Raw genomic sequence first — 13580 nt, forward strand, 5'->3', positions numbered from 1 at the left:
CGATACCGTTAGTACGGGGAGTCGCAAGGGCGGGTGCGCGGCTTGCAACGTCAATGACAACGGGTAAAGTCATCAATGGGGTAACCAGATTTGCAGGTGTTCAGCCACAGGGCCGAGGGCCAGTGCTGGGATAAAGGTCAATGCGCCGACCAATAACACTGTTCCGACCAACAAACCGATAAACAGCGGCCCAAAGGTGGGCAGGGTGCCGTTACCCGCCGGCTGCCGTTTCTTCGTGACCAATGAACTGGCAATCGCTAACACCGGCAGAATGACGCCAAATCGGCCCAAGAACATCGCAACGGCGAGCAGCAGGTTATAAAACGGTGTGTTGACGCTCAGACCCGCAAAGGCACTACCGTTGTTGTTTGCCGCAGAGGAAAGGGCATAAAGCACCTCGCTAAACCCGTGTGCGCCAGGGTTGAGAATGCCAGCACGGCCCGCATCGGTGCAGAGTGCCAACGCGGTGCCAAGCAGTACGACTGCTGGGGTGACCAGAATAGCGAGCGCAGTCATCTTCATATCAAAGACGTCAATTTTCTTGCCGAGATATTCTGGGGTGCGGCCAATCATCAATCCGGCAATAAAGACGGTCAGCAGCACGAATAGCAGCATGCCATATAAACCTGAACCGACGCCGCCGAACACCACTTCCCCAATTTGCATTAGCCACATCGGCACCATGCCGCCCAGCGCAGTAAAGGAGTCATGCATTGCATTGACTGCGCCACAAGAGGCGGCGGTCGTCACCACGGCATACATGCTGGTGGAAAGGATGCCGAAACGGGATTCTTTACCTTCCATGTTGATATTGCTGTCAGCGCCGAACTGCATTAAATGCGGGTTACCTGCCGACTCTGCATACATCACGACCACGACCGCGACGATGAAGATAAGCGACATGGCCCAGATAAGCGCATGGCCTTGGCGGCTATCGCCCACTACCTGACCGAAGGCGAAACACAGTGCGCAAGGGATCAGGAAAATGGCGAGCATTTGCACAAAATTGGTCAATGCGGTTGGGTTTTCAAACGGATGTGCAGAGTTGGCCCCAAAGAAGCCCCCCCCGTTAGTGCCCAGCATCTTGATGGCCTCTTGCGACGCCACTGGCCCCATCGGTAAGGTTTGGCTAACCCCCTCTAATGTCATGATGTGTTGGTAGCCCGCCAGATTTTGCAAGACGCCCTGACTGACCATGATCAGTGCGATAATGAGCGCTATAGGCAATAAGACATATAAGGTGATACGCACTAAATCGACCCACGCATTACCTAATGTGGTCGCCGAATGACGAGCAAAGGCACGAATGAGGGCGAAAGCGACTGCGATACCGGTGGCCGCAGAGAGGAAGTTTTGTACGGTCAACCCTGCCATTTGGCTCAAATAGCTGAGTGTATTTTCACCGCTATAGGCTTGCCAGTTGGTGTTAGTGACAAAACTCACTGCTGTGTTCAGGGCCAGATGCCAAGACATACCCGGCATGTTTTCAGGGTTTAGCGGCAACGCACCTTGCGCCATCAGCAATACGAAGAGCAAGACAATACCCAGCAGGTTAAAGCTGAGGATCGCCAGCGCATATTGCCAGCCATTCATTTCCTCATTTTTGACGCCACTACAACGCCATAAACCGGCCTCAATTTTTTGTAACGGCGCAAAAGGTTCGCCTTCGATGATTCGCGCTAAAAAACTGCCCAACGGACGGGACAGCACCAAGAGCACCAGCATGAAACTGGCGATAAGCAGAAATCCTGACGCTGCCATTTAAAAGTCCTCCGCATTAAACAGGGCATAAACCAAATATCCCAGCAGCAGTAGAACCAGCAACGCACCACCCATGATGCCAATATTCACCATACACCTCCGCAGTCCCTATTTTTGATAGCCCATCTCTGTGATGGCTAATTGCCTGATAACAGCAGCTTAGGAAGTTGGGTGAAAAGTTCTTGATAAAAGAGTGGGGAAGCGTGTAAAAAAAGTATAAAAACGGTCAAAAAATCATCACATATCGGGTGTAAGTTATTCTGATGACAAAATGGGGGAGCAATGTTGCTCCGCTGAAGGAGTATTGATTGGCGGATGACATTCAATTTGTCGATTGCTAGATAACCGATAACGGTGATGTAACGAATGATCATTTTTAAATTAACTTCGATGTAACAAAATTACAGAAATGGCATTTTTTATCAGATTTTATGCAAATTAAGTGGTCGGATGAGTGGTAAACTTTCAACCAATGCGGTAAAATTTTGTCCAGTTTCCAATTATCTTATTTTACTTTCAGCGCCACAGGGTAAATTGGCTCACCGAACACTCGGGCCACCCACTACACGAAGGCGTTTTTAAAGGAGGATTGTTATGTCCCTGTACAACGCATACCCATTACATCAAGTTCTCCTGCGCCGTTGCGCAGTGATTTTGGCTGGGTTACTGGCATTGCCAGTGATGATTTTCCGTAAAGACCGTGCCCGTTTTTATAGCTATCTGCACCGTGTTTGGGCGAAAACCAGTGATAAACCGGTTTGGTTGGCACAGTCTGAAATGGCCGCTCAAGATTTTTATTGATAGCTAAAACCCTGCATTTTGCGGTGGTCAATGCACAATCAAACAGCTAGCCCGTGAGTTAACGCTCGCGGGCTTTTTATTGCTCGCGTTACTGCACTGATAAGTCAAGCAATCACCCAATATCCTCGTACTTCGGCGACAGCGGTTATAGCTGTTATGATGATTAGGGTTAAGTTAAGAACAGTCAGGTAGAGGGAGGCGAGGATGCAACAAAGCAATCAGGTGGCACAAAGCCGTGAGTATTGCCATGCGCGCGATGAATTAGATGCCTTATGTGCGGCAGGTGTCACTCGGGGGGGACTGATGGCATTTCATAGTGCCTACAAATTGGTGCTACTGGCTCATTCTCAGCCAGAATATCGAGAGATCGGCCCTTTTATTGCTGCAATGGATAAATGGCCGTCGCTCATTGAGTTCACTACCGAGTACCGCCAACGTTTACTGCATTTGTTGTCACATCAACCCACCGCCGCGAACCATACCAATGTGTTAATGCATGTGCAGGGCTATTTCCGGCCCTATCTCAGCTCCACTCAACGTCAGGCGCTGGCGCAGCTTATCGACCAATATCGACTGGGTGAATTGCCTTTGAGTGCACCTATCGCGCAGATAATGGCTTATCTGGCTGAATTCCCGAATGAGTATTTGTCTGGGCAGCACTACTTCACGTTTTATTCACCTCAAGGATAAGGTATGGCAACGCATTTGATTTGGTTTCGCCATGATTTACGCGTGACGGATAATTTAGCCTTGCATACTGCTTGTCAGGATCCGCAAGCTACCGTGATGGCGGTATTTATTGCGACCCCTGCGCAATGGGCTGCTCATGATATGGCGCCGAGGCAAGCGACATTCTTGCGACAAAATCTGCAACTTTTACAGACCGCGCTCGCCGAACGGAGCATCCCGCTGCATTATCATCAATGTGATGATTTTCTGGATTCGATTGACTGGCTAGCCGATTTTTGCCAGCAGCAACAGGTCGATGCGCTATTTTTTAATCAACAGTATGAGTTAAATGAGCAGCGGCGAGACGACGCACTCATGGCACAGCTTCATCGTTTGTCGATTGCTTGCCACCGTTTCCATGACAGCGTGCTACTGCCGCCGGGGAGCGTGCAGACTGGCAACAATGAGATGTACAAAATATTTACCCCGTTTCGTCGTGCTTTTATTCAGCGTTTGATGATGAGTGACTGCCGCTGTGTCCCCGCCCCTAAAGCGCGGAAAAATGCAGCTATCATCACGGTACAACCTCTCGCCCCCTTTGATTATCCGCAGCAACCGGTTGATAACCAACTATTTCCAGCGGGTGAAGAAGCTGCATTGCAGCGCCTACGTCATTTTTGTCGTGAGCAGGTTCAGGATTATCTACAGCAGCGAGATCTGCCCGCCGTGGAGGGGACCAGTGTTTTGTCACCTTATCTGGCACTGGGAATACTCTCGCCCCGCCAATGTTTTAACCGTCTAAGAGCGGAATGCCCAGACCTATTGGAAAACAGCGACAGTGGCGCGTTTACTTGGCTTAATGAGTTGATCTGGCGTGAGTTTTATCGCCATTTATTGGTGGCCTATCCTCGTTTATGCCAACACCACCCCTTTATTGGCTGGACTGATGCAGTAAGATGGAATGACTCAGAACAGCAATTAAACGCCTGGCAACAGGGGCAGACGGGTTATCCTATTGTTGATGCTGCCATGCGGCAATTGAATGAAACTGGCTGGATGCACAACCGCTTGCGAATGATCAGTGCCAGTTTCTTGGTCAAAGATCTGCTTATCGATTGGCGACTCGGTGAACGCTATTTTATGTCCCAACTGTTGGACGGCGATTTAGCGGCCAATAATGGCGGCTGGCAATGGGCAGCCTCAACCGGCACGGATGCAGCGCCATACTTTCGGATTTTTAATCCCACCACGCAAGGAGAGCGCTTTGATAAAGACGGCACGTTTATTCGCCGTTGGTTGCCAGAACTGGCCTCGGTGCCAGACAGTGATATTCACCAACCTTGGCGTTGGGCGCAACAACAGCAGCAACAGCTCAATTATCCCCCACCGCTGGTGGACCATAAGCAGGCCAGATTGGCTACACTCGCGGCATTTGACGCCGCTAAGCGGGATGGCAGCAAGGATCCCTAACCACAAGGAGCCTTCATGTTTTTAATGAATTATTCGGGTAATTCCCTGCTACGCACCAACAATATGACTAAAAAAGCCCTGAATGTGGGGTTGGCTGTCTCCTTTGGCTTATTCAGTTCGCTGGCGACGGCAGGTTTTGAGGTGGTGGCGCTTGGCGTGGATGGGGGAGTCACCGATGGCAATTTGACCTCTTATCTGATTCGTGATGACAGCCAACCCTTGTATTTGGCCTTGGATGCAGGATCAGTGTTACCGGGTATCGCCAAAGCGTTAGAGAAGGGCAATTTCCCTGATATTACCGACGAAATGGCCGCGCCATTAACGCGGCAGGGTTATATTTTCCGCCAACGCATCAATAGTTATTTTATTAGCCATGCCCATCTTGATCATGTCTCTGGATTGATTATTGGTTCACCGGAAGACAGTAAGAAAACGATTTATGCATCGGCTGATACTATCGACGTGCTGAGAAACTACTATTTTAACTGGCGCGTCTGGCCCAATTTTACTGACAGTGGCAGTGGGACTCGTCTAGGGACTTACCGGATGCAACTCGTGCGACCTGCCCAGTCGCTGAGCTTGGGGCTGACCCGACTAACAGGTGAAATGTATCCACTCAGCCATGATAAGTCTCCCTCTTCGATGCTACTGGTGAGTAGCAATAACAATGTGTTCGCTTATTTTGGTGATACCGGCCCCGATGAGATTGAGAAGTCAAAAAATCTGGATACTGTCTGGCGTAAGCTGGCAGAGAAGGTCAAACAGCAGCAACTCAAAGGGATGATTATCGAAGTTTCTTATCCTAATGCTGCGAGTGATAGCAAGTTGTACGGCCATATGACGCCAAAGTGGTTGCTGAAAGAATTGAAAAATTTAGAAAAATACAGTGGTGAAGGGCAGCCATTAACAGGATTGCCGGTAGTGATTAGCCATATAAAACCCTCATTACAGCAGGGGCAAGATGTACGTCAAACCATCGCCACTGAGTTGCAGGCTGGCAATGATATGGGGGTGAATTTTATTCTGATGGAGCAAGGGGATCGCCAGCAGTTCTAGTTATCCTCTTTCACTGATCTCATAGCCGGGGAATTTTCCTTCTTCCCATACATGCGATTTGTTTTTTATTTATAGAATATCAATACGATAACCCAGATGTAAGGATCGGCATCATGCGTAATACTGAACTAGAAACTCTACTGAATAATCAGCTTAATACGACAGCCTTTCAGGATTATGCCCCTAATGGGTTACAGGTTGAGGGGCGTCAAGAGGTACGACGTATTGTGACCGGTGTGACAGCTAGCCAAGCGCTGTTGGACGCAGCCGTGGGGCAGAAAGCCGATGCTATTTTGGTCCATCACGGCTACTTCTGGAAGAATGAGCCGGTGGTAGTGCGCGGCATGAAACGCAACCGCCTAAAAACGTTACTGACCAACGACATCAATCTGTATGGCTATCATTTGCCACTGGATGCACACCCAGAATTGGGTAATAACGCGCAACTGGCTAAGTTACTGGGCATTCGGGTATTGGGGGAAATTGAATCTTTTTTGCCCTACGGCGAGTTTGATGCCCTGCTAAATGCAGTGATTCTACACGAGCGGCTGGAAAAATTGCTGGGCCGTGACGTATTACATTGTGGCGACCATGCACCGGCAGATATACGACGTATTGCGTGGTGTAGTGGTGGTGGGCAGGGCTTTATTCAGCAAGCGGCTGAGTTCGGCGTGGATGCCTTTATCACTGGCGAGGTTTCTGAGCAAACCATCCATATTGCCCGTGAGATGGGGGTGAATTTTTATGCTGCGGGGCATCATGCGACTGAGCGTTACGGTATCAAAGCGTTGGGCGAATGGTTAGCGTCTGAGCATCAGCTCGAGGTTATTTTTATCGATATTCCTAACCCCGCGTAACCCGTTATTTACCGCATTTATGCAATGTGCACTGATGATTTTCATTGGTGCATGGCTGTTTTCATTCCATCGACTCTCATTCTTATGCGCCATTAGCCCTTCATAAATTAAGGTTTAACCTTACAAGCGCTAAATTCACCTCTATTGACAGCGGCTATGTGCTATCGCATAAATATGTACTTATAACTGTTAGTTATCCAAATAAAAATGAAAACTAAAAATACAAATTAATCAGGGGGACGTGAGTGCAACGAGCACGATGCTATTTACTAGGAGAAAGTGCGGTGGTTCTGGAACTGGAACCACCGATAACGTTAACGAGCCAGCAGCGGATTTGGGGACTGGCTGATCGCCTTATTCATCATCCCGATATCCTTGAGGCGATCCCCGGCATGAACAATCTGACCTTGTTGCTGGCTGATCCGCAAAGTACCGCACTGGATGCCATCGAAAAACTCCAGCGTTGGTGGGAAGAGAGCGAATCATTAATCCCTGAGTCTCGTGATATCACTATTCCAGTGATTTATGGCGGCGAAGCGGGTCCTGATCTGGCTGATGTGGCGCGCCATACCGGCCTGAGTGAGCGTCAGGTGGTCGAGTGCCATGCAGGGGCAAGTTACATCGTCTATTTCCTTGGATTTCAGCCGGGCTTTTCCTATCTGGGCGGTATGCCAGAACAGTTGACGACCCCGCGGCGTGCCGAACCGCGTTTGGTGGTTGCCCCAGGATCAGTGGGTATCGGTGGTAGCCAGACCGGTATCTATCCGTTAGCCACGCCCGGTGGTTGGCAGTTAATCGGCCGCACCTCACTGGCGTTATTTAACCCGCTAGAGATGCCGCCAACCCTGCTACGGCCTGGGGATAATGTGCGCTTTCTGCCTTTAATGGAGGGCGTATGCTGAAGATTATTCGTGCAGGCATTTACACCACGGTACAAGACAGTGGCCGTGGTGGTTTTCGTCGGTTAGGGATCAGTCAGGGTGGGGCACTCGATTTACCTGCGATGCAGATGGCAAACATGCTGGTGGGGAACGACGCGAATGCTGCAGGGATGGAAGTGACGCTAGGCCAATTGACGGTTGAGTTTACCCAATCAGGTTGGATCGCGCTGACAGGGGCCGGTTGTGATGCGAGGCTCGATGATCAGTTGTTATGGACGGGCTGGCGTTATCCGGTTAAGTCAGGGCAACAGTTAAAACTCAGTGTGCCACACCGTGGGATGCGCAGTTATCTGGCCATTTCCGGCGGTATAGATGTCCCCGAAATGTTGGGATCACGCAGTACAGATCTGAAAGCGGGTTTTGGCGGTTATCAAGGACGGCTGATCAAAGAAGGCGATACGCTGCCATTAGGGAAACCCACTCGGTTACCGCGTGAATCTGTCGGCATCAAACAACTGCTATTCGGGAATCGTGTTCGAGCCGTACCCGGGCCGGAATATCATGAATTTGACGATGTGTCGCAAGGGGCTTTCTGGCGTGAAGCTTGGCAACTTAGCCCGCAAAGTAACCGGATGGGTTATCGACTGACCGGCCGCGAATTATCCCGCACGACCTCGCGTGAAATGCTATCTCACGGCTTATTACCCGGCGTGGTACAAGTGCCACATAACGGCCAACCAATTGTACTGATGGCAGATGCACAAACGACGGGCGGTTACCCACGCATTGCCTGTGTGATCGAAGCCGATCTCTACCATTTAGCCCAAATTCGACTCGGTGAACCGGTGCATTTTATCCCTTGTACCGTTGAAGATGCACTGCGTGCCAAATCAGAACAACAGCATTTCTTGCAACAAATTGAGTGGAGTTTGCAGAAAGGTTTCGATGCCACGGAGGCCAAATGAACATTGATTTAAACGCGGATTTAGGGGAAGGCTGCACCAATGATCAGGCCTTGTTGCAGTTGGTGAGTTCGGCCAATATTGCCTGTGGTTTCCATGCGGGTGACGCGCAAACTATGCGTCAATCAGTGCGTTGGGCCATCGAATACGGTGTTGCTATTGGTGCGCACCCCAGTTTTCCTGACCGAGAGAATTTTGGTCGCACTGCCATGCAACTTCCCCCCGAAACGGTCTATGCCCAAGTGATTTATCAGTTGGGTGCCCTTGCGGCTATCGTGAAGGCTGAAGGGGGCGTGATGCAGCATGTAAAACCCCATGGCATGTTGTACAACCAAGCTGCGGTTGACCCCTTACTGGCTGATGCCATTGCTCAGGCGGTTAAAGCTGTCGATTCATCATTGCGCCTCGTTGGGCTGGCGGGCAGCGAATTAATCCGGGCAGGTCAACGGGTAGGGTTAGTGACTCGACAGGAGGTGTTTGCCGATCGCCGCTATCTACCCGATGGCACTCTCGTCCCGCGTAGTCAGCCAGATGCGTTGATTGAAAGTGACGAGTTGGCGTTGTCACAAACCTTAGCCATGGTGCAACATCATCAGGTTCAAGCCCGCGATGGCACTTGGGTCGCGGTACAGGCCGATACCGTTTGTGTACATGGCGATGGCGCTCATGCTTTGGCTTTTGCCCGTCGCTTACGCAGCAGTTTTCAGCAGGAAAACATTTCGGTTTCCGCGCTGTAAAGCGCAAGTTGTCGTGTAGTCGTAGTGATAGAAAGGCCATAGTTGGCAATCAGAATCATCGTTGGGCAATCACAATCATAACCGCTTGGCCCGAGCGGCAGAGTATTACCCCTTTGCATTTATGACCTTAAAACTATTTATGACAGGAGAGTCACCTTGGAACAAACGGTAAATATGTGGCCGCTGATCGGTATCGCGGCAATTGTTATTGGCTTTTTGCTGCGCATCAACGCGGTGTTAGTGGTGATTTCTGCTGGTATCATCACGGGTTTGGCAGCATTGATGCCCATCGCCACCATTCTAGAAAAATTGGGGGAGGGTTTTCTCAATACCCGTAACCTACCACTGATTTTGCTCTTACCTCTGGCTGTGATCGGTTTGCTGGAGCGGCACGGCTTGAAAGAGCGTGCTCAGGCGTGGATTTCGCACATTAAAAGTGCCACTTCTGGTCGCTTATTGATTGTGTATCTGTTTGTGCGCGAAGGTACGGCAGCGCTGGGTTTAACCAGCCTTGGCGGTCACGCTCAAATGGTACGGCCATTGCTGGCTCCTATGGCTGAAGGGGCAGCGAAAACCCGTTACGGCGAGTTGCCCGAAAAAGTGCGCTATCGCCTGCGGGCAATGTCTGCGGCAACAGATAACGTCGGCCTGTTCTTTGGTGAAGATATCTTTGTCGCTTTCGGTGCCATTATCTTCATGCACAACTTTATGCTGGAATCGGGTGGCATTCAGACCGAGCCACTACATATCGCACTATGGGGGATCCCGACAGCCATTTGTGCTTTCTTGATCCACGCTTATCGCCTGCAACGTTTGGATAAACATCTCGCTGCTGAACTTACTGCATTGAATGACGCTGCCTTGGCCACTAAGGGAGACGCTAAATGATCTTCCAACAACAATATTTATACTGGCTAGCCGGTGTCGTTTTACTGATGGTCGCGGTGATGTCATTTCGAGATAAAGCCAACCCGCGCCGTTTCACGACAGGTTTATTCTGGGGGCTGTACGGGCTGGTTTTCTTGGTGGGAGACTGGACTTACCGTTTGGCGAATGCATTGGGCGGCGAAGGGCCCGATGAGAAGCGCATCCTGCATATTACTGTCGGCCTCGTGGTGATCGTGATGGCGTTGATTGCGGGCTTTGGTGGCGTAAAACTCGGTAGCTACCATCAGCGGACACCGCAAGAACGTGAAGTGAGCGCCAAGCGACTCGGTAACCGGCTGTTTATTCCTGCGTTGACGATCCCAGTGGTCACGGTCATTGGCGTCTTGCTGTTTAATAACATTCCTGCCTTGGATTTATGGCTGTTTGGTGCGGGTAATCACGCGACCTTAGTGACTTTGTTCTCAATGACGGTGGGCTGTGTGTTGGGCTTAATCATTGCGGTGGTCATGACTCATGAGACGGCTGCGCAACCGGTGCAGGAGGCTCGGCGTTTACTGGACTCGATTGGCTGGGCGTTTATCTTGCCGCAGATTCTGGCAACACTGGGCTTGCTGTTTACCACCGCGGGTGTCGGTACCGCCATTGCACACCTGACTCAAGAGTATCTGGCTGTTGATCATCGCTTTGTCGCCGTCGCCGTCTATGCTATTGGCATGGCAGTGCTCACCATGATTATGGGCAATGCGTTTGCCGCATTCCCTATTGTGACGGCGGGTATCGGTATTCCTATCTTGGTGTTACAACATGGCGGCAATCCGGCGGTAATGGCCGCGATCGGGATGTTCTCCGGTTACTGCGGTACATTGATGACGCCAATGGCGGCCAACTTTAATATTGTTCCTGCTGCCTTGTTGGAATTACCAGATAAAAACGCGGTGATCAAAGCACAGATACCGACCGGCGTTACGCTATTAATAGTGAACGTATTTTTGCTCTATTTCCTGATGTTCCTCTAGGAGAGCCAATGAAAAGCGTACTTATTACTGGGTTTGAGCCCTTTGGCGGAGAGCGAGTGAATCCTTCGTGGGAAGTCGTTAAGCAGCTGAATGATTTAATGTTGGGTGGGGTCAGAGTGGTGGCCCGCCAACTACCTTGTGCTTTTGGCGAAGCACTCTCCGCACTAAATGCCGCGATGGACGATGTTCAACCCACACTCGTGTTAGCCATTGGTCAGGCTGGGGGACGGGCAGATATTACTATCGAACGTGTTGCGATTAACATTGATGATGCACGAATTCCGGACAATTTGGGTCAGCAACCGGTCGATCAGCCTATCGTTGAAAATGGCCCTGCGGCCTATTTTACCCGTTTGCCGATAAAGGCCATGGTGCAAGGAATACGTGATGCGGGGATACCGGCTTCGGTTTCTCAAACAGCAGGGACTTATGTCTGTAACCACGTGATGTATGGCCTATTGCATCGATTGAATCAGATGAATAGCGATGTAAAAGGGGGATTTATTCATATCCCTTATTTGCCAGAGCAGGCGGTGGCTCATCCTGGTGCGCCAAGTATGTCGACGCAATCGGTATTGATAGCCTTGGAGTTAGCGATATCAGTCGCGTTGCAAATTGAGCATGATTTGCATATTTCTGGTGGGGCCATTCACTAGTCGAGATCAATAATAACGCCACCTGACGGTGGCGTTTCTCTAGCAAGCATCAATCGGCTTACTTCTGTAATTGGCTTTTAAAATCACGCTCAGCGTAACCGGTATAAAGTTGACGCGGACGAGCGATTTTAATGCCGTCATCGTGCATTTCATTCCAGTGAGCAATCCAGCCGATGGTACGGGCAATCGCGAACATCACCGTAAACATGGAAGAAGGGATCCCCATTGCTTTCAGGATGATACCTGAATAGAAGTCTACGTTCGGGTACAGTTTCTTCTCAATGAAGTACGGGTCGTTCAGTGCGATACGCTCCAGCTCCATCGCGACTTCCAGCAGGTTGTCGTTCAGGTTTAGCTCTTTCAGCACTTCATGACAGGTTTCACGCATAACGGTCGCGCGTGGGTCGTGGTTTTTGTACACACGATGACCAAAGCCCATCAGACGGAAAGAGTCATTTTTGTCTTTCGCGCGGCGGATAAATTCAGGAATGTGTTCTACGCTTTTGATCTCTTCCAGCATCTTCAAGCAAGCTTCGTTTGCACCACCGTGAGCTGGCCCCCACAAAGAGGCGATACCCGCGGCAATACACGCAAACGGGTTCGCGCCAGAAGAACCTGCGGTACGCACTGTTGAAGTCGACGCGTTTTGCTCATGGTCAGCATGCAGAATGAAAATGCGATCCATAGCGCGTTCTAACACTGGATTGACTTCGTATTTCTCACAGGGTGTGGAGAACATCATGTGCAGGAAATTACCGGCATAGGACAGGTCGTTACGCGGATAAACGAAAGGTTGGCCAATGGAATACTTGTAACACATCGCGGCAACGGTCGGCATTTTGGACAGCAGACGGAAGGCGGTGATTTCACGGTGACGTTCGTTATTGACATCCAGCGCATCGTGGTAGAAGGCGGCCAATGCGCCTGTGACACCACACAATACCGCCATTGGGTGTGAATCGCGGCGGAAACCGTGGAACAGACGAGTAATCTGCTCATGAATCATGGTATGGCGGGTGACCGTGGTTCTGAACGTTTCGTACTCTTCAGCCGTTGGTGTTTCGCCGTACAGCAGAATGTAACAAACTTCCAGATAGGTAGATTCTTTTGCTAACTGGGCAATCGGGAAGCCACGGTGCAGCAGAATACCTTCATCACCATCAATGTAAGTGATTTTTGATTCGCAGGATGCGGTAGAGGTAAAACCGGGGTCAAAGGTGAAATAACCTTTCGAACCTAAGGTACGGACGTCAATGACGTCAGTGCCGAGGGTTGGGGATAGCACGCCCAGTTCGATCGCAGCTTCGCCTTCTAGATTCAGCGTCGCCTTTTTATTAGCCATTTACAGTCTCCTTAGCGCTTATTTTAAAACCTCTAACAACTAAAATAGCCTATTTACCTGACAGGCAGCACTGTTCTGTTTAATTCATCGTTTACTCTTCAGATTTGGCGTTGCTGCGTAAGTCACCGTTTTCACTTATCCGATTAACTTATCAGCGTAAGTTCGTAGGGGTTCGTTATTTTTCGGTCTTACTACATTCGCCAAATTTCTTGGATCGAGAATGCGACGTAGGGTACAGAGTATCTCACCAATGCAGCCCGCGATCCGATGAGTTGGATTAACAGGTTTTGTTATTAAGTTGTTAGCGATTTGTCAGATTCTTATCTTTTATAATTTAGTGCCTACGATTTGTATGGGGATATTCATTCATTACACTGTTACATAACTCAGGCTTATGGGGAAGTGTATACGTAGACCTTTAGTGAATGATATGACCTATTTCGACTCTAGTTGTAAGTTAAATGTTTATTCTTTGTCAAATCAG

14 protein-coding genes are annotated in these 13580 nt (G+C 49.9%); 11 read left to right on the plus strand and 3 right to left on the minus strand.

All coding sequences use genetic code 11. The features are described 5' to 3' along the window. Positions 1 to 72: 72 nt before the first annotated feature. Both kdpA and BN68_RS23080 read right to left on the minus strand, forming a co-directional pair. The gene (gene kdpA, locus BN68_RS00860; protein ID WP_019209262.1) at positions 73 to 1761 is read right to left on the minus strand and encodes a potassium-transporting ATPase subunit KdpA; all 1689 of its coding nucleotides are present in this window, start codon (positions 1759 to 1761) and stop codon (positions 73 to 75) included. Continuing rightward, entirely contained in the window at positions 1762 to 1854 is a 93-nt protein-coding gene (locus BN68_RS23080; protein ID WP_019209263.1) for a K(+)-transporting ATPase subunit F, read from the minus strand. A 501-nt stretch (positions 1855 to 2355) separates the two neighbouring features. On the opposite strand from BN68_RS23080, the gene BN68_RS00865 reads away from it, so the two are divergent. The 11 genes from BN68_RS00865 to pcp all read left to right on the plus strand — a co-directional run bounded on the left by BN68_RS00865 (position 2356) and on the right by pcp (position 11754). Next, positions 2356 to 2562 (plus strand): YbfA family protein, encoded by a 207-nt coding sequence (locus BN68_RS00865; protein ID WP_019209264.1) that lies wholly within the window; start codon positions 2356 to 2358, stop codon positions 2560 to 2562. 204 nt (positions 2563 to 2766) lie between these two features. After that, a complete protein-coding gene (locus BN68_RS00870; protein WP_019209265.1) occupies positions 2767 to 3252 on the plus strand; it encodes a YbgA family protein in 486 nt (161 codons plus the stop codon). 3 nt (positions 3253 to 3255) lie between these two features. Continuing rightward, the gene (gene phrB, locus BN68_RS00875) at positions 3256 to 4701 is read left to right on the plus strand and encodes a deoxyribodipyrimidine photo-lyase (RefSeq protein WP_019209266.1); all 1446 of its coding nucleotides are present in this window, start codon (positions 3256 to 3258) and stop codon (positions 4699 to 4701) included. A gap of 63 nt (positions 4702 to 4764) precedes the next feature. Beyond that, positions 4765 to 5757 carry an MBL fold metallo-hydrolase gene (locus tag BN68_RS00880; RefSeq protein WP_186375659.1) on the plus strand — a complete coding sequence of 331 codons (993 nt, stop codon included), beginning with the start codon at positions 4765 to 4767 and terminating at the stop codon, positions 5755 to 5757. 113 nt (positions 5758 to 5870) lie between these two features. Next, positions 5871 to 6614, plus strand: a complete 744-nt coding sequence (locus BN68_RS00885; protein ID WP_019209268.1) for a type 2 GTP cyclohydrolase I — start codon at positions 5871 to 5873, stop codon at positions 6612 to 6614. Positions 6615 to 6859: 245 nt separating this feature from the next. Next, positions 6860 to 7516: a 5-oxoprolinase subunit PxpB gene (gene pxpB / locus BN68_RS00890; RefSeq protein WP_019209269.1), complete on the plus strand. Its 657-nt coding sequence runs from the start codon at positions 6860 to 6862 to the stop codon at positions 7514 to 7516. Next, a complete protein-coding gene (pxpC, locus tag BN68_RS00895; RefSeq protein ID WP_019209270.1) occupies positions 7510 to 8460 on the plus strand; it encodes a 5-oxoprolinase subunit PxpC in 951 nt (316 codons plus the stop codon). The genes pxpB and pxpC overlap by 7 nt, the downstream gene beginning before the upstream one ends. Continuing rightward, the gene (gene pxpA, locus BN68_RS00900; protein ID WP_019209271.1) at positions 8457 to 9194 is read left to right on the plus strand and encodes a 5-oxoprolinase subunit PxpA; all 738 of its coding nucleotides are present in this window, start codon (positions 8457 to 8459) and stop codon (positions 9192 to 9194) included. The genes pxpC and pxpA overlap by 4 nt, the downstream gene beginning before the upstream one ends. Before the next feature lie 156 nt (positions 9195 to 9350). Next, the gene (locus BN68_RS00905; RefSeq protein ID WP_019209272.1) at positions 9351 to 10082 is read left to right on the plus strand and encodes a DUF969 domain-containing protein; all 732 of its coding nucleotides are present in this window, start codon (positions 9351 to 9353) and stop codon (positions 10080 to 10082) included. Then, the gene (locus BN68_RS00910; RefSeq protein ID WP_019209273.1) at positions 10079 to 11098 is read left to right on the plus strand and encodes a DUF979 domain-containing protein; all 1020 of its coding nucleotides are present in this window, start codon (positions 10079 to 10081) and stop codon (positions 11096 to 11098) included. Before BN68_RS00905 ends, BN68_RS00910 begins: the two co-directional genes overlap by 4 nt. 8 nt (positions 11099 to 11106) lie before the next feature. Beyond that, a complete protein-coding gene (pcp, locus tag BN68_RS00915) occupies positions 11107 to 11754 on the plus strand; it encodes a pyroglutamyl-peptidase I (RefSeq protein WP_019209274.1) in 648 nt (215 codons plus the stop codon). A 58-nt stretch (positions 11755 to 11812) separates the two neighbouring features. On the opposite strand, the gene BN68_RS00920 is transcribed toward pcp, so the two are convergent. Next, positions 11813 to 13096: a citrate synthase gene (locus BN68_RS00920; protein WP_019209275.1), complete on the minus strand. Its 1284-nt coding sequence runs from the start codon at positions 13094 to 13096 to the stop codon at positions 11813 to 11815. Positions 13097 to 13580 lie beyond the last annotated feature (484 nt).

The sequence above is a fragment of the Yersinia massiliensis CCUG 53443 genome (assembly GCF_000312485.1).
Lineage (GTDB): Bacteria > Pseudomonadota > Gammaproteobacteria > Enterobacterales > Enterobacteriaceae > Yersinia > Yersinia massiliensis.

Coding starts and splice junctions, on each gene's coding strand:
- kdpA (WP_019209262.1), bottom strand. CDS start 1,761: ATGGCAGCGTCAGGATTTCTGCTTATCGCCAGTTTCATGCTGGTGCTC.
- BN68_RS23080 (WP_019209263.1), bottom strand. CDS start 1,854: ATGGTGAATATTGGCATCATGGGTGGTGCGTTGCTGGTTCTACTGCTG.
- BN68_RS00865 (WP_019209264.1), top strand. CDS start 2,356: ATGTCCCTGTACAACGCATACCCATTACATCAAGTTCTCCTGCGCCGT.
- BN68_RS00870 (WP_019209265.1), top strand. CDS start 2,767: ATGCAACAAAGCAATCAGGTGGCACAAAGCCGTGAGTATTGCCATGCG.
- phrB (WP_019209266.1), top strand. CDS start 3,256: ATGGCAACGCATTTGATTTGGTTTCGCCATGATTTACGCGTGACGGAT.
- BN68_RS00880 (WP_186375659.1), top strand. CDS start 4,765: ATGACTAAAAAAGCCCTGAATGTGGGGTTGGCTGTCTCCTTTGGCTTA.
- BN68_RS00885 (WP_019209268.1), top strand. CDS start 5,871: ATGCGTAATACTGAACTAGAAACTCTACTGAATAATCAGCTTAATACG.
- pxpC (WP_019209270.1), top strand. CDS start 7,510: ATGCTGAAGATTATTCGTGCAGGCATTTACACCACGGTACAAGACAGT.
- pxpA (WP_019209271.1), top strand. CDS start 8,457: ATGAACATTGATTTAAACGCGGATTTAGGGGAAGGCTGCACCAATGAT.
- BN68_RS00910 (WP_019209273.1), top strand. CDS start 10,079: ATGATCTTCCAACAACAATATTTATACTGGCTAGCCGGTGTCGTTTTA.
- pcp (WP_019209274.1), top strand. CDS start 11,107: ATGAAAAGCGTACTTATTACTGGGTTTGAGCCCTTTGGCGGAGAGCGA.
- BN68_RS00920 (WP_019209275.1), bottom strand. CDS start 13,096: ATGGCTAATAAAAAGGCGACGCTGAATCTAGAAGGCGAAGCTGCGATC.